General features: G+C 72.5%; 19 protein-coding genes. 11 read left to right on the forward strand and 8 right to left on the reverse strand.

Features of this window, described 5'->3' with window-relative positions; genetic code table 11:
• Window positions 1-8 precede the first annotated feature (8 nt).
• The 5 genes from rimO (at window position 9) to ACZ7L4_RS06910 (ending at window position 3,862) form a co-directional block, all read left to right on the forward strand.
• Complete coding sequence (rimO, locus tag ACZ7L4_RS06890) at window positions 9-1,481, forward strand: 30S ribosomal protein S12 methylthiotransferase RimO (protein ID WP_472100429.1); 1,473 nt, start codon at window positions 9-11, stop codon at window positions 1,479-1,481.
• Window positions 1,478-2,158 (forward strand): CDP-diacylglycerol--glycerol-3-phosphate 3-phosphatidyltransferase, encoded by a 681-nt coding sequence (pgsA, locus tag ACZ7L4_RS06895; RefSeq protein ID WP_472100431.1) that lies wholly within the window; start codon window positions 1,478-1,480, stop codon window positions 2,156-2,158. The genes rimO and pgsA overlap by 4 nt, the downstream gene beginning before the upstream one ends.
• The gene (locus ACZ7L4_RS06900; RefSeq protein WP_450817414.1) at window positions 2,155-2,724 is read left to right on the forward strand and encodes a CinA family protein; all 570 of its coding nucleotides are present in this window, start codon (window positions 2,155-2,157) and stop codon (window positions 2,722-2,724) included. The genes pgsA and ACZ7L4_RS06900 overlap by 4 nt, the downstream gene beginning before the upstream one ends.
• 109 nt (window positions 2,725-2,833) lie before the next feature.
• A complete protein-coding gene (locus ACZ7L4_RS06905) occupies window positions 2,834-3,214 on the forward strand; it encodes a helix-turn-helix domain-containing protein (protein WP_188336490.1) in 381 nt (126 codons plus the stop codon).
• A 174-nt stretch (window positions 3,215-3,388) separates the two neighbouring features.
• Complete coding sequence (locus tag ACZ7L4_RS06910; protein WP_385769312.1) at window positions 3,389-3,862, forward strand: Dps family protein; 474 nt, start codon at window positions 3,389-3,391, stop codon at window positions 3,860-3,862.
• Window positions 3,863-4,372: 510 nt separating this feature from the next.
• Here the strand turns inward: ACZ7L4_RS06910 and ACZ7L4_RS06915 are convergent.
• The 3 genes from ACZ7L4_RS06915 to ACZ7L4_RS06925 all read right to left on the reverse strand — a co-directional run bounded on the left by ACZ7L4_RS06915 (window position 4,373) and on the right by ACZ7L4_RS06925 (window position 11,270).
• The gene (locus tag ACZ7L4_RS06915) at window positions 4,373-5,149 is read right to left on the reverse strand and encodes an SDR family NAD(P)-dependent oxidoreductase (protein ID WP_472100433.1); all 777 of its coding nucleotides are present in this window, start codon (window positions 5,147-5,149) and stop codon (window positions 4,373-4,375) included.
• A gap of 105 nt (window positions 5,150-5,254) precedes the next feature.
• Window positions 5,255-6,061, reverse strand: a complete 807-nt coding sequence (locus tag ACZ7L4_RS06920) for an Fpg/Nei family DNA glycosylase (RefSeq protein WP_472100435.1) — start codon at window positions 6,059-6,061, stop codon at window positions 5,255-5,257.
• A gap of 376 nt (window positions 6,062-6,437) precedes the next feature.
• Window positions 6,438-11,270 (reverse strand): ATP-dependent helicase, encoded by a 4,833-nt coding sequence (locus tag ACZ7L4_RS06925; RefSeq protein WP_472100436.1) that lies wholly within the window; start codon window positions 11,268-11,270, stop codon window positions 6,438-6,440.
• A gap of 88 nt (window positions 11,271-11,358) precedes the next feature.
• On the opposite strand from ACZ7L4_RS06925, the gene ACZ7L4_RS06930 reads away from it, so the two are divergent.
• Genes ACZ7L4_RS06930 through ACZ7L4_RS06940 form a run of 3 tightly spaced genes read left to right on the forward strand, consistent with a single transcriptional unit; the run spans window position 11,359 to window position 13,318 of the window.
• Window positions 11,359-12,312: an AraC family ligand binding domain-containing protein gene (locus ACZ7L4_RS06930; protein ID WP_472100437.1), complete on the forward strand. Its 954-nt coding sequence runs from the start codon at window positions 11,359-11,361 to the stop codon at window positions 12,310-12,312.
• Window positions 12,270-13,013 (forward strand): AzlC family ABC transporter permease, encoded by a 744-nt coding sequence (locus ACZ7L4_RS06935; protein WP_472101931.1) that lies wholly within the window; start codon window positions 12,270-12,272, stop codon window positions 13,011-13,013. Before ACZ7L4_RS06930 ends, ACZ7L4_RS06935 begins: the two co-directional genes overlap by 43 nt.
• On the forward strand, window positions 13,010-13,318 hold the full coding sequence (locus ACZ7L4_RS06940; RefSeq protein WP_472100439.1) for an AzlD domain-containing protein: 309 nt from the start codon (window positions 13,010-13,012) through the stop codon (window positions 13,316-13,318). Before ACZ7L4_RS06935 ends, ACZ7L4_RS06940 begins: the two co-directional genes overlap by 4 nt.
• On the opposite strand, the gene ACZ7L4_RS06945 is transcribed toward ACZ7L4_RS06940, so the two are convergent.
• Entirely contained in the window at window positions 13,308-14,597 is a 1,290-nt protein-coding gene (locus ACZ7L4_RS06945) for an MFS transporter (RefSeq protein WP_472100441.1), read from the reverse strand. The two genes, ACZ7L4_RS06940 and ACZ7L4_RS06945, sit on opposite strands and share 11 nt — an antisense overlap.
• Window positions 14,597-16,000: an alkyl sulfatase dimerization domain-containing protein gene (locus tag ACZ7L4_RS06950; protein WP_472100443.1), complete on the reverse strand. Its 1,404-nt coding sequence runs from the start codon at window positions 15,998-16,000 to the stop codon at window positions 14,597-14,599. The genes ACZ7L4_RS06945 and ACZ7L4_RS06950 overlap by 1 nt, the downstream gene beginning before the upstream one ends.
• 169 nt (window positions 16,001-16,169) lie before the next feature.
• Here ACZ7L4_RS06950 and ACZ7L4_RS06955 point away from each other — a divergent pair, with 169 nt between their 5' ends.
• Complete coding sequence (locus ACZ7L4_RS06955; protein WP_472100445.1) at window positions 16,170-17,348, forward strand: PucR family transcriptional regulator; 1,179 nt, start codon at window positions 16,170-16,172, stop codon at window positions 17,346-17,348.
• 55 nt (window positions 17,349-17,403) lie between these two features.
• On the opposite strand, the gene ACZ7L4_RS06960 is transcribed toward ACZ7L4_RS06955, so the two are convergent.
• Window positions 17,404-18,354 (reverse strand): hypothetical protein, encoded by a 951-nt coding sequence (locus ACZ7L4_RS06960; RefSeq protein ID WP_472100447.1) that lies wholly within the window; start codon window positions 18,352-18,354, stop codon window positions 17,404-17,406.
• A 79-nt stretch (window positions 18,355-18,433) separates the two neighbouring features.
• On the opposite strand from ACZ7L4_RS06960, the gene ACZ7L4_RS06965 reads away from it, so the two are divergent.
• Together ACZ7L4_RS06965 and ACZ7L4_RS06970 are read left to right on the forward strand one after the other, a co-directional pair.
• Complete coding sequence (locus tag ACZ7L4_RS06965) at window positions 18,434-18,628, forward strand: DUF3046 domain-containing protein (protein ID WP_450817425.1); 195 nt, start codon at window positions 18,434-18,436, stop codon at window positions 18,626-18,628.
• A gap of 57 nt (window positions 18,629-18,685) precedes the next feature.
• The gene (locus ACZ7L4_RS06970) at window positions 18,686-19,912 is read left to right on the forward strand and encodes an AI-2E family transporter (protein ID WP_472100449.1); all 1,227 of its coding nucleotides are present in this window, start codon (window positions 18,686-18,688) and stop codon (window positions 19,910-19,912) included.
• A 6-nt stretch (window positions 19,913-19,918) separates the two neighbouring features.
• On the opposite strand, the gene ACZ7L4_RS06975 is transcribed toward ACZ7L4_RS06970, so the two are convergent.
• Together ACZ7L4_RS06975 and ACZ7L4_RS06980 are read right to left on the reverse strand one after the other, a co-directional pair.
• Window positions 19,919-20,683, reverse strand: coding sequence for a hypothetical protein (locus tag ACZ7L4_RS06975; RefSeq protein ID WP_472100451.1), 765 nt, complete (start codon window positions 20,681-20,683; stop codon window positions 19,919-19,921).
• An 82-nt stretch (window positions 20,684-20,765) separates the two neighbouring features.
• Window positions 20,766-21,686, reverse strand: a complete 921-nt coding sequence (locus tag ACZ7L4_RS06980; RefSeq protein ID WP_472100452.1) for an aminoglycoside phosphotransferase family protein — start codon at window positions 21,684-21,686, stop codon at window positions 20,766-20,768.
• Between the last annotated feature and the right edge of the window lie 175 nt (window positions 21,687-21,861).

Consider the following 21,861-nt stretch of genomic DNA (forward strand, 5'->3'; position numbering starts at 1 on the left):
TTGATGCCATGCCCGAACGCCGTACCGTCGCACTTGTCACCCTTGGCTGCGCCCGTAACGAGGTGGACTCGGAGGAGCTCGCAGGCCGCTTGGAGGCGGACGGCTGGGAGCTCGTCGAGGACGCCGACGCAGCCGATGTCGCCGTCGTGAACACCTGTGGCTTCGTGGAGGCCGCGAAGAAGGACTCCGTCGACGCCCTCCTCGAAGCCAATGACCTCAAGGGTCATGGCAGAACGCAGGCGGTGGTAGCGGTCGGCTGCATGGCCGAGCGCTACGGCAAGGAGCTCGCCGAGGCGCTGCCCGAGGCCGACGGCGTGCTCGGTTTCGACGACTACGAGGACATCTCCGGCCGCCTCCAGACGATCCTGTCCGGGGGCAGCGTGGAGGCGCACGCCCCGCGCGACCGCCGCAAGCTGCTGCCGATCAGCCCGGCCGAGCGCCAGGAGGCCGGCTCCGGGATCGCGCTGCCGGGGCACGCTCCGGTGGAGCCCCCTGTCGATCTGCCGGAGGGCCTCGCGCCCGCGTCCGGGCCGCGTGCCCCGCTGCGGCGCCGGCTCGGCGGCACCCCTGTGGCGTCCGTGAAGCTGGCGTCCGGGTGCGACCGGCGGTGCTCGTTCTGCGCCATCCCGTCGTTCCGCGGTTCGTTCATCTCGCGCCGCCCCAGCGACGTACTGAACGAGACGCGCTGGCTCGCCGAGCAGGGCGTCAAGGAGATCATGCTGGTCTCCGAGAACAACACGTCGTACGGCAAGGACCTGGGCGACATCCGGCTCCTGGAGTCGCTGCTGCCCGAGCTTGCGGACGTCGACGGGATCGAGCGGGTGCGGGTCAGCTACCTGCAGCCCGCCGAGATGCGACCCGGCCTGATCGACGTGCTGACGGGGACCGACAAGATCGCCCCGTACTTCGACCTCTCCTTCCAGCACTCGGCCCCCGGCGTGCTGCGCGCGATGCGGCGCTTCGGTGACACCGACCGGTTCCTGGAGCTGCTCGACACCATTCGGTCCAAGGCGCCGCAGGCGGGTGTCCGGTCGAACTTCATCGTGGGCTTCCCCGGCGAGACCGAGGCCGACTACGCGGAGCTGGAGCGCTTCTTGAACGGCGCGCGTCTGGACGCCATCGGCGTCTTCGGCTACTCCGACGAGGAGGGCACGGAGGCGGCGACGTACGCGGACAAGCTCGACGAGGACGTCGTCGCGCAGCGTCTCGCGCGGCTGTCCCGGCTCGCCGAGCAGCTGGTGTCGCAGCGCGCCGAGGAGCGCGTGGGCGAGACCGTGCAGGTCCTCGTCGAGTCCGTCGACGAGGAGGACGGTGTCCTCGGCCGCGGTGCCCACCAGGCGCCCGAGACCGACGGGCAGGTGCGTCTCACGAGCGGCGCGGGTCTGACCATCGGCCGTATGGTCGAGGCAAAGGTGGTCGGCACCGAAGGCGTCGACCTCGTGGCCGAGCCGCTGGAGATCGCTGAGGAGGCGGACAGATGACCGGAGTCCCGGCGTCCGCTACGGGTGGGACCGGCAGGCCGTCGCCCGGAAGCACGCTGGGTACCGCGGCCGTCAACCAGGCGAGCCTGTGGAACATCGCGAACATCCTGACCATGATCCGGCTCCTTCTGGTGCCGGGTTTCGTGGCGCTCATGCTGGCCGACGGCGGGTACGACCCGGCGTGGCGGGCCTGGGCCTGGGCGGCTTTCGCCGTTGCCATGATCACGGATGTCTTTGACGGGCATTTGGCGCGTTCTTACAACTTGGTCACCGATTTCGGAAAGATCGCCGACCCGATCGCCGACAAAGCGATCATGGGCGCCGCGCTGATCTGTCTCTCCTCGCTCGGTGATCTTCCCTGGTGGGTGACCGGCGTCATTCTCGGGCGCGAGCTCGGGATCACGCTGCTGCGGTTCATCGTCATTCGGTACGGGGTCATTCCGGCCAGCCGCGGCGGCAAGATAAAGACCCTGACGCAGGGCACGGCCGTCGGCATGTACATCCTGGCGCTGACCGGGCCGCTCGCGACGCTGCGCTGGTGGGTGATGGCGGCCGCCGTCGCGCTCACGGTGGTGACCGGGCTCGACTACGTGCGGCAGGCCGTCGTGCTGCGCCGCGCCGGGCTCGCCGAGTCCAAGGCTGCCGCGCAGGCGTCCGCGGAGGCTGCCGAGAAGTGACGTACGAGGCGGTCGAGGCGCTGCGCCTGTTGACGGAGCGGGGGGAGACCCTCGCCGTCGCGGAGTCGCTCACGGGGGGCCTGGTGGCCGCGGAGCTCGTGGCGGTGCCGGGGGCCTCGAAGGCCTTCCGCGGCTCGGTCACGGCGTACGCGACGGAGCTCAAGCACCGGTTGCTCGGCGTCGACGCGGATCTGCTCGCCGCGCACGGGCCGGTGCACCCCGAGGTCGCGCTGGCCATGGCGGCCGGCGTGCGGGACGCGCTGGGCGCGCAGTGGGGTGTCGCCACGACCGGCGTAGCGGGACCCGAGCCGCAGGACGGGCAGCCGGTCGGCACCGTCTATGTGGCGGTGGCGGGGCCCGGAGCTGATCATTCCCAGGGTGCGGCCGATTTCGCTGGTAGCCACAAAGTGGCCGCTCTGCGATTGAACGGCGATCGGACGGAAATCCGTATGGAGAGTGTACGGAGCGTGCTCGGACTGCTCGTCGAAGAGCTGGTCGGAGTACATTCCGGCGAACGTACTGGGAAAGCGCGGGCACAGGATACGGAACAGAACGGGGGGTTTTGATGTTTGCAGCCCTGAGTGAACACGACATCGCTCCCCGCACGGCCGCGGCACGAGGCGGTACGGTGGGGCGTGAAGGATGCGGCTACGCGGTCCGAGGAGGGAGCCACCGATGATTCTGCTCCGTCGCCTGCTGGGTGACGTGCTGCGTCGGCAGCGCCAGCGCCAGGGCCGTACTCTGCGCGAAGTCTCCTCGTCCGCCCGAGTTTCGCTCGGCTATCTCTCCGAGGTGGAGCGGGGGCAGAAGGAGGCTTCCTCCGAGCTGCTCTCCGCGATCTGCGACGCGCTTGACGTACGGATGTCCGAGCTGATGCGCGAGGTGAGCGATGAGCTCGCCCTCGCCGAGCTGGCCGAGTCGGCAGCAGCGGTCCCGTCGGAGCCGGTGCCCGCACCGGTTCGTCCGATGCTCAATTCCGTCTCCGTGGCCGGCGTACCGCCGGAACGCGTGACGATCAAGGCTCCTGCGGAGGCCGTGGACGTCGTAGCGGCGTAGCGCCTGCGCTCAGTGCCCTGAGCCCAGCTTGACCATGGGGAAAGCCCCGGCCGATAGATCGGCCGGGGCTTTCTGCTGTGCGCTTCCGGGGGTGGCGGCGAGGACCTCGCTCGATGTGTCCGTAATAGACCATGTGTGCCATGGTTGATGGTGATTTCGATACGGAGGTGACGTATGTACGTCGTGAAGAGTCCGCTGCCCGATGCCGATCTGAAAACCGTGGGCGAGGCGCTGCAGGGTGCCCTCGTCGACCTGGTGGACCTGTCCCTCGTGGCGAAGCAGGTGCACTGGAACGTCGTCGGTCCGCGGTTCCGGTCGGTGCACCTTCAGCTCGACGAGGTCGTGGACACCGCCCGGCAGCACTCCGACACGGTGGCCGAGCGGGCGTCGACGCTGGGCGTCCCGCCGGACGGGCGTGCGAAGACGGTGGCGGACACCAGCGGCGTCGGCGTGGCCCCTGACGGCTGGGTGAAGGACACGGACGCGGTGGGGACGCTCGTGGACGCGCTCGGCGCGGTGATCGCGCGGATGCGCGCACGGGTGGACGCGACCGGTGAGGCGGATCCCGTCAGCCAGGACATCTTCATCGGGATCACGGCCGACCTGGAGAAGCATCACTGGATGTTCCAGGCGGAGAACCGGGGCTGAGGCCTGGGTGGAGAGCTCGGGTTGAGAACCGGGGCCGAGGATCTGGGCGGAGAGCCTGGGCTGAGAGCCGAGGTTGAGAACCGGGGCTGAGGCCTGGCCGGAGAACCGGGGCTGAGGGCCTGGGTGGAGAGCCGGGGCTGAGGTCGCTTGAGAGTCCGTCCCGGCGCTCCGGGGCAGATTGACTGTGGTCGTGGTCCCGGAGGTCGTCGGGCGGAGGTGAGCGGTCGGTGGCATGGGCTGGGTGGCGGGCCCTCCGGTGGGTGCCGGCCGTCGTGTGCGGGGCGCTGTGGTGGTGGGGCGCCCTGCGGCTCGCCTTCGCGCCGGGCGCCGGTGTGTTCGAAGGGGCGCTCGTCGCCGGGGGCTGGGGTCTGAGCCTGCTGCCCGTGCACGCGCTGCCGAAGTCCCGGGCGGCCGGCGTGGCGGGGGCGCCCGGGCGGCACGGCGCGCGACGCGTGCGTACGCGGGCCGTGCGCGCCGGGCGTGAGCTCGCGGGCGGGGTGCGGCGAGAGGTCACCAGGGCATGGCGACGCCTCCGTTCGGGCGGAGGATCTGGCCCGTCGTGAACGACGCGGCGTCCGAGGCGAGGTGCAGCACCGCGTGCGCGATGTCCTCCGCCTCGCCGACCCGGCCGAGCGGCGACATGCGCACCATCAGGGCTTCGGTGTGGGCCTGCGCGCTCTCGTCGTGGCGGGTCGTCATCGGCGTACGGATCCAGCCCGGGGCCACCGCGTTGACGCGGATGCCGTGCGATCCGACCTCCGTGGCGAGTGTCTTCGTGAGCTGGACGACGGCGGCCTTCGCCGCGCCGTAGCAGAGCAGCCCGGGGCCGCCGGTGTCGACCGCGCCGGAGGCCATGGTGACGATGCTGCCGCGGGTGCCGGCCGCGATCATGGTGCGGGCCGCCTCCTGGCACGCGTACAGAACGCCCTTGAAGTTGATGGCGAGGACGCGGTCCAGGTCCTCTTCGCGGGTCTCCAGGACCGTGCTGTTGTGCATGACGCCGGCGATGGCGGCCATGATGTCGAGGCCGCCCGAGGTGGTCGTCGCCGTCGCGACGGCCTCCGCGACCTGGGTGTGGTCGGACACGTCGACGGTGTGGGTGTGGGCCGTGCCGCCGCTCTCCTTGATGAGCGCCGCCGTCTCGTGCAGGCCCTGCGCGTCGCGGTCCGCGCAGTGGACGGTGGCTCCCGCCTGCGCGAGGAGCGTCGCCGACGCGCGGCCGATGCCGCTCGCCGCGCCGGTGACGAATGCGGTGCGTCCGGTGAGGTCGTACGCAGTGAGGGGCATGCTGGGACCGTACGAGGTTTTCTGACGGAGCGTCAATTGTCGTGCGGGGGTTGTGTTCGGTGGCTTTGGCGGGTGGCGGGTGGCGGGTGGCGGGCGTGGGTTCGGTTACGTCGTGGGGGCCGGGCCCTGTTGGCAGTGCGGGCACCAGTACGTGGGGCGTTCGCGGGAGCCGTCGCCCTGGTCGGCCGTGCGAATCGGGGTGCGGCAGCGCAGGCAGGGGCGGGGGGAGCGGCCGTAGACGTACAGGCGCTCGTCGGGGCGCGGGCGGCCGGTGGTGACACGGGCCGGGCGGTCGCGGTTGGCCTCGAGCAGCTTCTTCGCGAGGACCGGGAGGCGGTCGGCGGTCTCTGCGGGCAACTCGCCGACCGGGAGCCACGGGGTGACGCGCAGCAGGAAGCAGAGCTCGGACTTGTAGATGTTTCCGATGCCCGCGAGGTTGCGCTGGTCGAGGAGGGCCTCGCCGAGCGGGCGGGCGGGGTCCCCGAGGAGGTTGCGCAGCGCGTCGTTGGGGTCCCAGTCCGGGCCGAGGAGGTCCGGGCCCAGGTGGCCGACGGCCTTCGACTCCTCGCTGGTCCGCAGGAGTTCCAGGACGGGGAGGCGGTAGCCGACCGCCGTGCGGGTCTCGTTCCCCAGGATCGCGCGGATCTGGTGGGTCGGGCCGCCGCGCCAGCGCTCGCCGGGGGCGTAGACCTTCCAGGAGCCGTCCATGCGCAGATGCGAGTGGAGGGTGAGGCCGCCCTCGATGCGGGTCAGCAGGTGCTTGCCGCGCGGGGTGACGTCCAGGACCGTGCGGCCGGTGAGGTCGGCGGTGGCGTACCGGGGGACACGGAGGTCGGAGCGGGTGAGGACCTGGTCCGCGAGGGCGTTGTGCAGCCGCTTTGCCGCCTGCGCGACGGTGTCTCCTTCGGGCATGGGGTCAGGGTAGGTGGGGGTGGGGTGGTTCGGGTCGGTGTCGGGTGGGGCGGTGTGGGGTGTGGCGTGGGTGGGTTCGGGGCGGTGTGGGGTAGGGCGTGGGTGGGTTCGGGGCGCCGTGCGGTGGACGTCGCGGGGCTCTGCCCCGGGCCCCGCTGCTCAATCGCCGCAGGGGCTTGAAATGTGGGCTCGTGCTGGGGAGGCGTCGTATGGGCTTGGATGTGGGCGCGCGGAGTGGAGGTGCCGTATGGGCTTGGATGCGGGCTCGTGCTGTGCTGACGCCGTAAGCCTTGAATGGTGCCTGAGCTGTGCTGGCGCTGTGCCGGCGCCGTGGCCGCTCGAATGGTCGGCGTGGGGCAGGGCGTGGAGGTTGGTGTCACGCGCGTAGGCGCAGGCCGCGTGGCGTCGCGTGGAAGCCGGCTCCTTCCAGGAGGGGGGCGTACGGGGAGCTGAGCGCGGGCTCCGCGTTGACGCGCTCGACCGTGATGGTGCCGAGGGCGCCGGAGCGGGCCGCCTCGGCGAGCGCCTGTGCGGCGGCGGGCACTCGGGGGTCCTCCGCGAGCTGGGCGGGGGTGAGGGCGGGGCTCGGGCGCGCCTCGGTCGTGGTGCCGGTCGCTTCCGAGGGTGCGGCGGAGTGCGCCGGGTCCGAGGTGGGCCAGGCCAGGAGGGTCTTGCCGCCGCGCTCCATGTAGAGCGTCAGCGCGCCGTCGACCAGGACCACCAGGGAGCCCGCCTTGCGGCCCGGCTTGTGTCCCGGCTTCTGGCCGGCGCCGGTGGGGGGATCGGGCCAGGGGAGCGCGGCCCCGTACGCATTGGCCGGGTCGGCAGCCGCCAGGACGAGGGCGCGGGGCGCGGTGGTCCTGCTCTTGCCGGTGGGGGCGTCGACCGGGGCGTACGGGTCCGGGGGTGCGGCGCCGCGCTCCTGCGCGCTCGCCGCCGCGCGCAGGCGGTCCACCGCGCCGTCCATCGCGAACTGGGCCGCGCCGAGACCCTCCACCACGTAGCCACGCCGTGCCTGGCCGCTCTCCTCGAAGACCGACAGGACCCGGTACGTCGCCGAGAACCCGCCCTCGACGCCTTCGGCGGCCACCGCTCCCCGGGTGACCACTCCGTGCCGGTCGAGGAGCGTGCGGGCCAGGGTGTGGGCGCGCAGCGTCGGGTCGGGCTCCAGGCCGGGGAGCAGCGACCAGCGCCCCGCGACGGTGGGCGGACCGGTGCGGGACGTGGGACGGGCGCCCGCGGTGAGGCCTCCGTAGCGGCCGCGCGGCACCGCTCTGCGGGCCCGGTGCGCGGTGGAGCCCGCGGTGCGGCCGGAGCCGAGGACGGCGCGCATCGGAGCCAGTGTGTCGTTCGTGAGGCGGCCCGACCAGGCCAGCTCCCAGAGGGCGTCGGCCAGTTGGGGATCGGTGACCTCGAAGGGGGCGCCTCTCTGGCCCCCCTCAAGGCCCTGAGCGAGGGGTGTGGCACGGACCCGGTCGGCGATCTGGCGGAAGAACAGGCCGTAGCCACCGGAGAGCGCGTCGAGGACCGCCTGGTGGAGCGGGGTGAGTTCCAAGGGGTGCGGGGGCGGGAGGAGCAGCGGGGCGGTGTCGGCGAGGTAGAGGCTGACCCAGCCGTCCTTGCCGGGGAGTGAGCCCGCACCGGCCCACAGGACCTCGCCGGACGCGGTGAGTTCGTCGAGGAGTGCGGGCGCGTAGCCGGAGACGCGCGAGGGCAGGACGAGCTTCTCCAGGGCGGAGGCGGGCACCGAGGCACCCTGGAGCTGTTCGACCGCTCGGACCAGGCCGTCGACCCCGCGCAGGCCGTGCCCGCCCACGTGCTGCCACTGGGGCAGGAACTGGGCGAGCGCCGCGGGCGGCACCGGCTCCAGCTCATGGCGCAGCGCGGCCAGCGAGCGGCGGCGCAGTCTGCGCAGGACCGTGGCATCGCACCACTCCTGGCCGATGCCCGCCGGATGGAACTCGCCCTGGACGACGCGCCCCTGGGCGGCCAGGCGCTGGAGCGCGCCGTCCGTGACCGCGGCGCCGAGGCCGAAGCGGGCCGCCGCCTGGGAGGAGGTGAACGGGCCGTGTGTACGGGCGTAGCGCGCCAGGAGGTCGCCGAGCGGGTCCTTGACCGGTTCGGTGAAGGCTTCGGGGACGCCGACGGGCAGGGCTGTCCCGAGGGCGTCGCGCAGGCGGCCCGCGTCCTCGATCGCCGCCCAGTGCTCGGTGCCCGCGATCCGCACGCGGATGGCACGCCGGGCGCCCGCCAGGCTCTCGGCCCAGCCGGGCTCGGCGCCCCGCTCGGCCAACTCCTCGCCGGTGAGAGGTCCGAGGAGGCGCAGCAGGTCCGCGACGCCTTCCTCGTCCTTGACGCGACGGTCCTCCGTGCGCCACTGCAGCTCTTGTTCCAGGTCGGTGAGGACCTCCGCGTCGAGCAGTTCGCGCAGCTCGGCCTGGCCGAGGAGCTCGGCCAGCAGGCGGGAGTCCAGGGACAGCGCGGCCGCGCGGCGCTCGGCCAGCGGGGAGTCGCCCTCGTACAGGAACTGCGCCACATAACCGAACAGCAGCGAGCGGGCGAAGGGGGAGGCCTCCGGCGTGGTGACTTCGACGAGGCGGACCTTGCGGGACTCGATGTCGCCCATCAGCTCGGCGAGGCCCGGTACGTCGAAGACGTCCTGGAGGCACTCGCGGATCGCCTCCAGGACGATGGGGAACGAGCCGAACTCGCTCGCCACCTGGAGCAGTTGGGAGGCGCGCTGGCGCTGCTGCCACAGCGGTGTGCGCTTGCCGGGGTTGCGGCGGGGGAGCAGCAGCGCGCGGGCGGCGCACTCGCGAAAACGCGAGGCGAACAGGGCGGAGCCGCCCACCTGGTCGGTGACGATCTGGTCCACGTCACCCTTGTCGAAGGCGACGTCGGCCGCTCCGATGGGGGCCTGCTCGTCGTCGTACTCCATGCCCGGCTTGGTGGGCTCCTGGTCGAGGAGGTCCAGGCCCATGAGGTCGGCGTCGGGGAGGCGCAGCACGATGCCGTCGTCGGCGTGCATCACCTGGGCGTCCATGCCGTACTTCTCGCTGAGCCGGGCGCCGAGGGCCAGCGCCCACGGAGCGTGCACCTGGGCGCCGAACGGGGAGTGGACCACGACCCGCCAGTCGCCCAGCTCGTCCCGGAACCGCTCGACCACGATCGTGCGGTCGTCGGGGATGTGGCCGCAGGCCTCGCGCTGCTCCGCGAGGTACGACAGGACGTTGTTCGCGGCCCACTCGTCGAGCCCCGCCGCCGTGAGACGCACGCGCGCGTCGTCGGGCTTCTGGGAGCCGACCTCGCGCAGGAACGCACCCAGCGCCCGGCCCAGTTCGAGCGGGCGGCCCAGCTGGTCGCCCTTCCAGAAGGGGAGGCGGCCGGGGACCCCGGGGGCGGGCGAGACGAGGACGCGGTCGCGCGTGATGTCCTCGATGCGCCAGGAGCTGGTGCCGAGCGTGAAGACGTCCCCGACCCGGGACTCGTAGACCATCTCCTCGTCGAGCTCGCCGACGCGGCCGCCGCCCTTCTTGGGGTCGGCTCCCGCGAGGAAGACGCCGAAGAGGCCGCGGTCGGGGATCGTGCCTCCGGAGGTGACGGCGAGGCGCTGCGCTCCGGGGCGGCCCGTCACGGTGCCGGCCACGCGGTCCCAGACGACGCGCGGGCGCAGCTCGGCGAAGGCGTCCGAGGGGTAGCGGCCCGCCAGCATGTCGAGCACGCCCGTGAACGCGGACTCGGGCAGTGAGGCGAACGGGGCGGCGCGGCGGACCAGCGCCAGCAGGTCGTCGACCTGCCAGGTGTCCAGGGCCGTCATCGCGACCAGCTGCTGGGCGAGCACGTCCAGCGGGTTCGCCGGCAGACGCAGGGACTCGATGGCGCCGGACCGCATGCGCTCGGTCACCACCGCCGACTGCACCAGGTCACCGCGGTACTTCGGGAACACGACCCCCGTGGAGACCGCGCCCACCTGGTGGCCCGCTCGGCCCACGCGCTGCAGCCCGGACGCGACGGACGGGGGCGACTCCACCTGGACGACGAGGTCGACCGCGCCCATGTCGATGCCCAGCTCAAGGCTCGACGTGGCGACCACGGCGGGCAGCCGGCCCGCCTTCAGGTCCTCCTCGACGAGCGCGCGCTGCTCCTTGGAGACGGAGCCGTGGTGGGCGCGGGCGATGACCGGGGGAGCGCCCTTCGCGGCGCCCGACTCCGCCATCAGCTCGGCCGGGGAATGGTCCTCGGGAAGAGGTTCGCCGGTGGCGCGCTCGTAGGAGATCTCGTTCAGACGGTTGCACAGGCGCTCGGCCAGGCGGCGAGAGTTGGCGAACACGATCGTCGAGCGGTGGGCCTCGATCAGGTCCGTGATCCGCTCCTCCACGGAGGGCCAGATCGAGGGGCGCTCGGCTCCCTGGTCGGAATCGGCCACCGGGGAGCCGCCGAGCTCGCCGAGGTCCTCCACGGGGACGACCACCGACAGGTCGAACTCCTTGCCGGACGGCGGCTGGACGACCTCCACCCGGCGCTGCGGCGAGAGATAGCGCGCCACCTCGTCCACCGGCCGCACCGTCGCGGACAGGCCGATGCGGCGGGCCGGGCGGGGCAGCAGCTCGTCGAGCCGCTCCAGGGAGAGGGCCAGGTGGGCGCCGCGCTTGGTGCCCGCCACCGCGTGCACCTCGTCCAGGATCACCGTGTCGATGCCCGCCAGCGCGTCGCGCGTGGCCGACGTGAGCATCAGGAACAGCGACTCGGGCGTGGTGATGAGAATGTCCGGCGGGCGCGTGGCGAGCGCGCGGCGCTCCGCGGGCGGGGTGTCGCCGGAGCGGATGCCGACCTTCACCTCGGGCTCGGGCAGGCCGAGGCGGACGGCCTCCTGGCGGATGCCGGTGAGTGGGCTGCGCAGATTGCGCTCCACGTCCACCGCGAGGGCCTTCAGCGGCGACACGTACAGGACCCGGCAGCGCTTCTTCGGGTCGGCAGGAGGGGGCGTCGACGCGAGCTGGTCCAGCGCGGCGAGGAACGCGGCGAGCGTCTTGCCCGAGCCGGTCGGCGCGACGACCAGCACGTCCGAGCCCTCGCCGATCGCCTTCCACGCGCCGGCCTGCGCGGCCGTGGGCGCGGAAAAGGCCCCCGTGAACCAACCGCGGGTCGCGGGGGAGAAGCCACTGAGGGCCTGCGAGGCGCTGTGGGCCCCTTGCCTGGACCTGACCATGCCCCCATCCTGCACCCCACCACTGACAATGGCGGTGACCTGCGGAAACGGGGTGGTTCGTCGCGGAGGCCTGACGCAGAATGGGGCCATGGCACGAACGGAGGGGAAGCCCGCGGGGAAGGGCGAGTGGGCGCGGCACTGGCGCTATGAGCGGCTGCCGGGGCTCGACCTGCTGCGGGCCCGCTACGTCCGGCACACCTTCCCCCGCCACAGCCACGACGGCTTCGTGATCGGGGCGGTCACACGTGGGGTCGAGGCCATCGGCCTGCCCGACGGCACCCTGCACGCGGGCCCGGGGACCGTCGTCATGCTCAATCCGGAAGTGGCGCACACGGCGCGGGCGGGCGGCCCCGAGGGCTGGGCGTACGCCACGCTCTACCCCTCCGCCGACGTCATCGCCGAGATCGCCGCGGAGACAGGCACCGGGCACGGCACCACGGTCTTCGGCGAGCAGATCGTCAAGGACCCCCAGGCCTCGCACATGATCAACGAGGTGCACAGGGCGGCGGAGCAGGGCAACGCGCTGGCGGCCGACAGCCTCCTCAGGGTCGTGCTCGCCCGCCTGCTGCGCGCCCACGGAACCTCGCTCGCGGCGCGCCCCCGGCGCTCCGCGGGGGCCACCGCCGCTTCTCGCGCGCGTGATCTCCTCGAAGAGCGGCTGGCGGACCCGCCGTCCCTGGAGGCCCTCGCGGACGAGGTCGGCACCAGCCCCTTCGCGCTGCTGCGCGCCTTCCGCGACGCGTACGGGATGCCGCCGCACACCTGGCTCACCAACGCGCGGGTGCGCGTGGCGCGGCGGCTCCTGGAGGCCGGGACGGCGCCCGCCGATGCCGCCGTGGCCCTCGGCTTCACCGACCAGCCCCACCTGAACCGGCACTTCACCCGGATCGTCGGGGTGCCGCCCGGTGCGTACCAGCGCGAGCGCAAGAACGTACAAGAACAGGACGCGGCCCTCCTCGTACCGTGCGGGGCGTGGCAGACAACACGACATCCACAGACATACGCAGAGCGGCCGACCCTCCCGAGCCGCAGCAGACGGTAGGAAAGCCCGACTCCGCCGTCGTCCGTGACGCGCTCGGTGTGGGCGTCGCGGTGGGCCTTTCCGGGTTCGCCTTCGGAGTGACCTCGGCAGGGAGCGGGCTCAGCGTGCTGCAGACCTGCGCGCTCAGCCTCCTGGTCTTCACGGGGGCGTCGCAGTTCGCACTCGTCGGAGCGCTCGCGGCCGGCGGCAATCCGCTGACCGCCGCCGCGGGAGCGTTCTTCCTGGGCGTGCGCAACGCCTTCTACGGGCTGCGCCTCTCCCAGTTGCTCGCTCTCCCGCGCGCGGTGCGGCCGCTCGCCGCGCACTGGGTCATCGACGAGACGTCGGCCGTCGCGTTCGCCCAGCCGACGCGGCGCAGCGTGCGGCTCGGCTTCACCGTCACCGGGCTCACCCTGTACGTGCTGTGGAACCTCACCACGCTGCTCGGCGCACTGGGCGCCTCGGCCATCGGCGACACCGACGCCTGGGGACTCGACGCGGCCGGGCCCGCGGTGTTCCTGGCGCTGCTCGCGCCGATGCTGAAGTCGACCACGGAGCGGGTCGTCGCGGGCCTCGCCGTGCTTCTGGGCCTCGGGCTGCTTCCCGTGCTGCCGGCCGGGGTGCCGGTGCTCGTGGCCGCCCTGGCGGCCCCGGCCGTGCTCTACGTAGAGGGGCGCCGCCGCGGCGCGGCGTCCAACGCACCACAAGGAGAAGACCGTTGAACGTCTGGATCGCCATCGCGGTCACCGCGGTCGGCTGCTACGCAGTGAAACTGATCGGTCTGCTCGTCCCGGCGGGCGCCCTGGAACGCCCCATGGTGAAGCGGCTCGCGGCGCTGCTCCCGGTCGCCCTGCTCGCCGCGCTCACGGCCCAGCAGACGTTTGCGGACGGGCGTGTGCTGGTGCTCGACGCGAGGGCGGCCGGGGTCGCCGCGGCCGCCCTCGCGCTCGTGCTGCGGGCGCCGTTCCTGGTGGTGATCGCGGCGGCCGTGGTGGTCACGGCGGGGGTACGGGCGCTTACGGGGTGACCTGGTGCGCGGGGAGGGCGGCCGGGGTCTCCGGGACGCCGAGCTGCTCCGCAGTGCGCTCGGGGCGGCAGAAGAAGGCCGCGAGGACGCCGCCCGTCACCAGGAGGGCCGCGGTCAGCAGCCAGCCGTGCTCGTAACCCGCCGACACCGTGGCGGCGCCGTCCACCAAGCGCCCCAGGACGAGCGGCGAGACGATGCCGCCGAGGGCGTACACGCAGGTCAATACGCCCAGCACGGTGCCTCGTTGGATCGGGGGTGCGATACGGGAGCAGGCCGTCGCGGCGACCGTGAGCATCACCATGGCGAGTGCCATCGGGCCCAGCATCATCGGTACCTTCACGGCCTGCGAGCCGGAGAGGCCGAACAGCGCGGTCGCGCAGCCCGAGACCGCGACAAGGAGGCCCGCACCGGCGCCCACCGGGAGGCGGGGCGGCGTCCCCTTCAGGGCAGAGCGCCGCGCCAGCAGGCCGTGCGTCAGGAGGATGACTCCGTGAGCGACGGCGCCCGCGCCGACCATGGTGCTCGCCTGGTGCAGATCCCAGCCCATGACCGTCTCCATGTAGTCCGGCGCCCAGGTCAGCGTCGCGCTCATCGACCAGTAGGCGGCGAACGACCCGAAGGCCGCGGTCAGGAACGTGGGCGACAACAGGATGCGGCGCAGCGGCACCGTGAGGCTGCCCTGTGGCGCCTCTCCCGCCTCTTTGCCGACGCTGGGGGCCAGGGGCCCCTCCTTGCCCCACAGGAGCCACACGGCCGCCCAGACGAGGCCGACAAGGCCCACGGCGCCGAACGACCAGCGCCATCCCCAGTGGGTGATCACCCAGCTCAGCGCGGGCGCCGCCACCGCGACCCCCGCGGCGGCGCCGACGAGCAGCAGCGCGGTCGGCAGCGCCCGCTCACGCTGCGGGTACCAGCCGTGCACGTGATGCATCGCGACCGGGGCAGCCGGCCCCTCGGCGGCGCCCAGCAGCACGCGCGTGGCCACCAGCATGCCGAAGCCCGCCGCGCCCCACAGCATCGGCAACTGCGCCGCCGACCACAACAGGGCGAGCCCCAGGAGCAACGGCGTCGTGCGCACCCGCTTCGTGAGCGTGGATACGCCGAGGGCCGCGACCGAGAACAGCGCGAAGAACGCCGACTGCGCGGTGCCGAACTCCTGGCGGCTGATCCCGAAGTCCGCCCGGATGTCGGGACCCGCGAGCCCCAGGACCGCCTTGTCCGCGAAATTCACCACCATGAAGGCGAGCAGCAGCCATGTGGTGCGCCATGCCCCGCGCATCAGCAGCAGCCGTCCTCGTCGTCGACCACGCCGACGCTGATCGAGCCTCCGGCCCGCTTGCGCCCCTCGGGGGACCGCGTCAACTCCGTGGCCACATCCGTCCCTTCGGCCACCGCGGCGGACTCGGCGGCCGCCCAGGAGAAGACCCCGCGCGCCATGGTCGAGGTCTCCTTGCCCGCCCGCTGCCCGTAGACCTCGGCACGCGTGCGTGCCACTTCGGGATCCGTGGGGGCCGCCAGGGCCGCCGTCTCCGCCAGATGCGAAGCGAGCCGTGTGTCGCCCTCGGCGAGCAACTCCCGTGCCCGCTCGGCCAGCGCCGCGGCGCCACCCGCCGCGCGCGCGTACTCCGCCGCGACGGCAGCCTCCGGGGCGGGCTTGAGGTGGGCCGGGTTCTGGTCGTACCAGCCGCCCCACAGGCGCCACAGGTTCCGCACGACGAACTCCGGCTCGTCATAGGCGGGGTGGAGGTACGGGCGGGACAGGAGCTCTTCGGGGACCTTCACCTCGTGGATGACCGTGTCGAGCCGGTGCCCCGCGTTCATCAGCTCCCGCGTCTGCTCGCAGAGCGACTCCAGGAAGCGCGCGGTGTCGTCCAGGGCGCGGTTCACACGTTCGACGCCCATGATGGGCACACCGTGCCCCGGCAGCAGCAGCTCCGCGCCCAGCTCCTGCATGGAGCGCAGGGCGCGCGCCCAGTCCTCGGGGTAGCGCTGCACCTTCTGCGGGTTGCCGGCGTTCGGCGTGTTCCAGATGAACAGGTCGCCCGTGCACAGGGCCTTGAGCTCCGGCACCCATACGTAGGTGTGGTCGTCGGTCTCCCCGCGCGCGTGGACGAGTTCGAAGGTCAGCTCGCCGCGGCGGAACGTCAGCCGGTCCCGGTAGACGGTGTCCGGATAGCGGTACGTGGTGGGCCACTCCAGGGAGGGCACGCCGAACTGCCGCCGGTTGATCCACGAGTTGTAGCCGGCCGTCTGTATGTAGCGGTCGAAGCGGGCGGTCACGGCCTCGTGCGCCACCACCTCGGGGCGTGCGGTGCCGGTCTTCTCCGCCTCCTTGTCGAAGGGAAACACCCCGAAGACGTGATCCACGTGCCCGTGCGTGTAGACCACGGAGCGCACGGGTCCCGCCCCGAACCCCTTGACCGCGGCATGCAGGTTCGCCGCCGTACGGAAGTCCCCCGAGTCGACGAGGACCGCACCGTCACCGGTGTCGAAGGCGGTCACGTTGGCGAAGGCGGGGAAGAAGCCCACCCGCGGGCTGAGCCGGACCAGTTCGTCCCCGGTGTAGGCGCCCGAAAGGTGCGGGAGCAGCGTCTCCGTCCCCTCCCAGACCCGGTCCGCGTAGGCGGCGTAGTCCGCCGGCTTCCGCGAGGCCGTCTCCTGTGCGGTGTTGTGCTCGGTCATGGGTGCGGCTCCTCCGGGTGGGTTCGTTCTCGGACCGGCTCCGAGTCAAGGCGCACCTGGAGGCCCGCAACAGCGCTTGGCGTCACATCCGGGCCGCCCCGGTACTGTGACGCGTCACAATGGGGCGCTCAGCAATGGGGCGCCCGGTGCCGATGTCGGTGGAGGGCCTGTGCCGTTGTCCCCGGAAGCGCGTTCACTCGCCGCGCGCTGCGAGCCGCGCGTCAACGAACTGGCGCGGCGCATGGCCAGGGAGGCCTTCGAGGAACTCCCCGGCTACGCGGAGCTGCCGGACGACGTGAAGGACCTGGAGGTCGCGGCGACCGCGCGGTACGGCGTGCGGCTGTTTCTGCGCCACGTCGACGACCCGGACGCGCACCGGCCCGGCAGCCACCGGCTGTTCCGGGAGAGGGCCGCTCAGCGCGCTGAGGAGGGCATGCCGCTGCACCTCCTGCTGCGCACCCACGCGCTCGGCTCGTACGTCCTGTGGCGGGCACTGCGCGAAGCGGCGGGGCCCGGGGACGAGGCGGCGCTCGTCGAGCTTGTCGACCTCCTGCTGCGGGCGCAGCCGGACGTCGTCGGATCGGTCGCCGAGACGTACCTGGACGAGCGGTCCGCCTTGGAGGCCGAACGGCACGCGCAGCAGCGGTCGTTGGTGCGTGGCCTGCTCGACGGGATGGTGCCGCCCGGGCACGTGCTCCTCGACCAGCTCCGGCTGACGGGACCCGCTCACGTGCTCGCCCTCGGCACGGACACCGCCCCCACGGAGGGGCCCGTCGCGGTGCGCCGCCGGCTGCGACGGCTGCAGAGCGTCCTGGACCGCACCTTCGGCGCGGCCGTGCTCACCCTCCTGGACGGCGACGGGGGCCGGGTCGTCGTCCCGAAGGACTGCCCTCCGCCCGACGATCTGCCGCACCACCTGAGCCGGGCGAGCGGCCTGCCCGTACGGGTGGCCGCGGTGCGGGCGGACGGCCCCGAGCGCATCCCCGAAGCGGCCCGCACCGCGACCGAGGTCCTGCGCATCACGCGCGCGTGCGGCCTGCCACCGGGGCTGCACCGCCTCGACGACGTGCTCCTCGAGTACCACCTCTCCCGGCGCAACGAGAGCAGCCACCTCATCGCCGCCCTCCTCGACCCTGTCGCCGAGCGGCCGGAGCTCCTGGAGACGCTCCGCACGCATCTGGCCCACCAACAGGACCGCAGGGCCACCGCCGAGGCGCTCGGGCTTCACCCGAACACGGTCGACAACCGGCTGGCGAAGATCGCCGAGTGGACCGGCATCGAACTGTCGTCACCGCGCGGCACGGCTCTGGCCATCGCGGCGCTGCTCCTGCGCGACGCGGACCACTGAGCGGGAACGCGGCACCACGGGAGGCGGCGGCGCGACAACAGCGGTACCAGCGGCTCTACAGAAGACGTCCGTACGCGCGCAGGGTGCGCAGCGCGTCGATGGTCACCATGGGGCGCGCTTCCATGGAGATCGTCGGTGCCCACTGTTGCCAGTTGATCGGCCAGCCACCGTCCTCCTGCTGCTCGCTCACCAGATGGTCGAGCGAGCGGGCCATCTCCTCGTCGGTGAACCAGGAGCGGGCCAGCGACTCGGGCGCCTTGGCGAAGTCGTACGGGAAGTGGTGCTCGTCCGGCGCGTAGCCGGGCGCCACCGGGTAGTCCTCCCTGCGCTCCGGGTCGAGCACCGCGAGCCGCTGCTCGCGCACGAGGCGGCCGAGCCGGTCGGCGGCGACTCGCGCGCGCGGGCGGTCGGGTGCGCTGTCCAGGAAGGCGACCGCGGCCTGCACCTCGTACGGGTGGGACGTCTTCAGGGACTCGACGGCCGACCAGCAGAAGTCGGTGGCCCGGAACAGCCAGGCGTGCCACACCTCGTTGCGGTGCAGCAGGCCGACGACAGGGCCGGTGGCCAGCAGCTCGCTCGGCGGGTCGTCGACCACAGGGACGAACGGGGCGCAGGGATAGCCGCGTTGGCTGGGATGCACCGCCGGAAGCGCGCCTTCCGGGGTGGAGACGGCGGTCAGATAGCGGCACACGCGCTCCACGCGCTGACCCGAGCACCGGCCGATCGAGTCGAGGACGCGCAGCGCGTGTCCCGTGTGCAGGGGCTGGCTCACCGGGCCGCGCAGGTCCGGTTCGAGGGCATGCCCGTAGCCCTCGTCCTCGTTGCGGTACGCGGCCAGTGCCGTCTCGACGGCATCGGCCTGCGCGGGGGAGCCGCCCAGGAAGTGATAGGCGAAGCGGCGCTGTTCAAGGACGCGTGCGGTCAGCCAGATGAATGTCTCGGCACGGGAGAGCGGGGAGCGTGCCGGGGGCGACGGGGGGAGTGGGGAAGCTCCGGTTTCGGCCATGCACCGACCGTAGGACGGAAAGCGTTCTCGACAAGCCTCCCGGGCACGGCTGCACTCTCAGGGGCGGGATACTGGACGCATGCGGTTGACGGTCTTCTGGCAGCGAATGACGGATCACTTCGGGTCCGGTTACGCCGACACGTTCGCGCGTGATCATGTGATGGCGGGGCTCGGTGGGCGAACGGTCCACCAGGCGCTCGACGCGGGCTGGGAGGCCAAGGACGTCTGGCGTGTCGTGTGCACCTCGATGGACGTACCGGACGAGAAGCGCTGACGAGTGACGGAACGGGGGCGGCCGACGATTGTCGGCGGCGTGGGCGAGACTGGCAGCGTGGCACCGACAGACGAGACCTTCCAGGTGGCGGACGACGCCGCGCCGCCCGGCACGACGCCGCCCGAGCGGCCGCCGGGCTCGGCGCCGACTCCGCGCGCGGGGATGCCGCGCTGGCTGCCGCGCGCCATGGTGCTCGCTCTGGCCCTCATCGCCTGCTTTCAGCTGGGCTACTGGGCCTTCCACCAGCTCATCGGGCTGTTGATCAACGTACTGATCGCGTTCTTCCTGGCGCTCGCCGTGGAGCCCGCGGTCAGCAGGATGGCGGCGCGCGGGCTGCGCAGGGGGTTCGCCACCTTCCTGGTGTTCCTCGCGGTGATGGCCGTGAGCGTGGGCTTCGTCGTGCTCCTCGGGTCGATGCTCGCGGGCCAGATCGTGGACATGTTCGACGACTTCCCGAAGTACCTCGACCAGCTGATCAGCTGGGTCAACGACACGTTCCACACGGACCTCAACAGGGTCGAGGTGCAGGACAGCCTGCTGCACTCGGACTGGCTCCAGAAGTACGTCCAGAACAGCGCCACCGGCGTCCTGGACGTCTCCACACAGGTGCTCGGCGGACTGTTCCAGCTCCTGACGGTCCTGCTGTTCTCCTTCTACTTCGCCGCCGACGGCCCGCGCCTGCGACGTGCGCTGTGCTCCGTCCTGCCGCCCGCGAAGCAGGCCGAGGTGCTGCGCGCCTGGGAGATCGCCGTCGACAAGACCGGCGGGTATCTCTACTCGCGCGGCCTCATGGCGCTCATCTCGGGGATCGCGCACTACATCCTGCTCGCGGCGCTCGAAGTCCCGTACGCGCCCGTGCTCGCCGTGTGGGTGGGGCTCGTCTCGCAGTTCATCCCGACCATCGGCACGTACCTGGCGGGCGCCCTGCCGATGCTGATCGCCTTCACCGTGGACCCCTGGTACGCGCTGTGGGTGTTCGTCTTCGTGGTCGTGTACCAGCAGTTCGAGAACTATGTGCTGCAACCGAAGCTGACCGCGAAGACCGTGGACATCCACCCGGCGGTCGCCTTCGGTTCGGTCATCGCGGGCACCGCGCTCCTGGGGGCCGTCGGCGCCCTGATCTCGATTCCCGCCGTCGCGACCCTGCAGGCGTTCCTGGGGGCGTACGTGAAGCGCTACGACGTCACCGACGACCCGCGCGTGCACGGGCACCGCAGACGCGGGGCGTCCGTCTGGGCGCGGATGCGACGCGTCGTGAAGGAGCCGGATTCCGGCGAGCGGTAGCCCGCTTCAGTACGTGAGGGCAGCCCACAGCGCGGACGCGAGGACAGCGGCCGCGTAGCAGCCGACCGCCGCGTACATGATGCGCAGCTTGAGGCGCTCGCTCCAGGCAGTGCGGGACATCAGCCAGGCCAGGGCCGGGAGTACCAGCACGGCGTGCAGGCTGACACCGTGCAGCGGCTTGAGGGCGGCCGTCGAGTCGTAGGCCGCCTGTTGGTGGCCGGTCCGCGTCAGGAAGACACCACGCGCGATCATCGCGGCGCCGGACGCGAGGGCCACCAGGAGGACGGCGAACCCGGTGCGCACGGCAAGAGGCATCCCCGTGGGGCCGCCCGGGCGGTTCCTGAAGGACGCGACGGCGAAGGTCGTCAGGAGCGCCACCAGGATGCCGCCGCCCACCGCGAGGGACATGGAGACGACGCTGTCGAATGCGGTCTCCATGTCGAGGTGCGACGGCACTTTGCGCCACGCCTGAAGCGTGATGCCGGCGACCTCCAGGACGCAGTCCGCGGCGAACACCACGAGCAGGGCGGCGCGCAGCCGGGCGCCGACCTTGAGGTACGAGGTCACCCACGTGATGGCCATGAGCGTCAGGCCGAAGGAGAGCCCGAAGGTGATGGGCTTGCGCCAGGAGACCGGCCCGTTCCAGGGACCGCCGTCGACTCCGAAGACGACGAGGTGCACGAGCCCGGACGCGACAAGAGCGGCGCCGGTCGCGTAGCAAAGGCGCTCGCCGGGGTGGCGGTTCGGGACTCGGATCGCGTGGGTGGCCATGGGACAAGGCTCGTCACATCGGCCCCTGTGGTCGTCGTCCGGCCGAAGACACCCGCCGTACGACGCGGGGAGTACGCCTGCGTCAGCGCGCGGCCGACGCGACGAGGCGGCGCAGCGAGGCGTGTCCGGGCGGCCCCCAGGAGGGCTTGCCGCCGGGGCGGCCGTGGTCTCCGGCGTGCCCGATGAGGATGCAGACCAGGGCCTTCACCACGGCCCAGCCGCGGGCGCGGCGCAGGGTGGCGGCGTCGGCGGCCGGCCGGTAGGCGCGGTGGAAGCGCTCGGTGGCGCCGTCCGGCAGCAGTAGCCAAGCGGCGGCGAGGTCGCACGCCGGATCGCCCGCACAGAGGTCACCGAAGTCGATCACACCGCAGAGCGTGCCGTCCGCGGTGAGGACGTTGGCCGGATGCAGGTCGGCGTGGAGCCACAGCGGCGGACCCGACCACTCCGGCGCAGCGGCGGCGTCCTCCCAGATCGCGCGGACGGCGTCCGGATCGGGGATCAGGCCGTGCTCGGTGGCCTCGGCGAGTTGCTGGGCGAACCCCTCGGTGTGCTCGGCCAGCGGGCCCGCACGGCCACGGTCGCGGCCGCTCGGCGCCCCCTCGGGGGCCGTCCGGTGGAGAGCGGTCAGGAAGGCGGCCAGGGCGTCGGCCGATTCGGCGGAGGTGGTGGGGGCCCGGTCGGCAGGCGTGCCCGGCACCCAGGTGGTGACGATCCAGGGGCGGGGAAACCGCTCGGACGGCGCGCCGAGGCGCTGCGGAACGGGGACGGGCAGGGGGAGATCCGAGGCGAGAGAGGGCAGCCAGGCGTGCTCCTTGCGCAGCAGGGCGTCCGCCGACTCGGTGGCCCAGGGCAGTCGGACGGCGAGGTCGTCGCCGAGCCGCCACAGCTGGTTGTCCCAGCCGCGGGCGCCGAGTCTCACGGGACGGTCGGCCAGGTCGGGGTGCTGTTCGTGGAGCAGCTCCTGGACCAGTTCTGCGGTGATCTCGGTCGCGGTGTGGGTCATGCGGAGTCACGGTAGCCGAGGCGCGCCGACCCGCGTGGCGCGCTTGACACCAAAATCGAACATCCATTCTTATGGAATGTCCAGAGCCACTTTTCCCAGTGTTTCCAAGGGATTCGGGGAGGGTGGCCGGGCGAAGGGCCTCGAGTTATCCACAGGCGAGACAGGCGTCGAGGCC

The sequence above is a fragment of the Streptomyces sp. NPDC107575 genome, assembly GCF_055657265.1.

Bases quoted from the DNA above. Each gene is read 5' to 3' on its own strand.
- rimO (WP_472100429.1), top strand. From the start codon at position 9: ATGCCCGAACGCCGTACCGTCGCACTTGTCACCCTTGGCTGCGCCCGT.
- pgsA (WP_472100431.1), top strand. From the start codon at position 1,478: ATGACCGGAGTCCCGGCGTCCGCTACGGGTGGGACCGGCAGGCCGTCG.
- ACZ7L4_RS06905 (WP_188336490.1), top strand. From the start codon at position 2,834: ATGATTCTGCTCCGTCGCCTGCTGGGTGACGTGCTGCGTCGGCAGCGC.
- ACZ7L4_RS06910 (WP_385769312.1), top strand. From the start codon at position 3,389: ATGTACGTCGTGAAGAGTCCGCTGCCCGATGCCGATCTGAAAACCGTG.
- ACZ7L4_RS06915 (WP_472100433.1), bottom strand. From the start codon at position 5,149: ATGCCCCTCACTGCGTACGACCTCACCGGACGCACCGCATTCGTCACC.
- ACZ7L4_RS06920 (WP_472100435.1), bottom strand. From the start codon at position 6,061: ATGCCCGAAGGAGACACCGTCGCGCAGGCGGCAAAGCGGCTGCACAAC.
- ACZ7L4_RS06925 (WP_472100436.1), bottom strand. From the start codon at position 11,270: ATGGTCAGGTCCAGGCAAGGGGCCCACAGCGCCTCGCAGGCCCTCAGT.
- ACZ7L4_RS06930 (WP_472100437.1), top strand. From the start codon at position 11,359: ATGGCACGAACGGAGGGGAAGCCCGCGGGGAAGGGCGAGTGGGCGCGG.
- ACZ7L4_RS06945 (WP_472100441.1), bottom strand. From the start codon at position 14,597: ATGCGCGGGGCATGGCGCACCACATGGCTGCTGCTCGCCTTCATGGTG.
- ACZ7L4_RS06950 (WP_472100443.1), bottom strand. From the start codon at position 16,000: ATGACCGAGCACAACACCGCACAGGAGACGGCCTCGCGGAAGCCGGCG.
- ACZ7L4_RS06960 (WP_472100447.1), bottom strand. From the start codon at position 18,354: ATGGCCGAAACCGGAGCTTCCCCACTCCCCCCGTCGCCCCCGGCACGC.
- ACZ7L4_RS06965 (WP_450817425.1), top strand. From the start codon at position 18,434: ATGCGGTTGACGGTCTTCTGGCAGCGAATGACGGATCACTTCGGGTCC.
- ACZ7L4_RS06975 (WP_472100451.1), bottom strand. From the start codon at position 20,683: ATGGCCACCCACGCGATCCGAGTCCCGAACCGCCACCCCGGCGAGCGC.
- ACZ7L4_RS06980 (WP_472100452.1), bottom strand. From the start codon at position 21,686: ATGACCCACACCGCGACCGAGATCACCGCAGAACTGGTCCAGGAGCTG.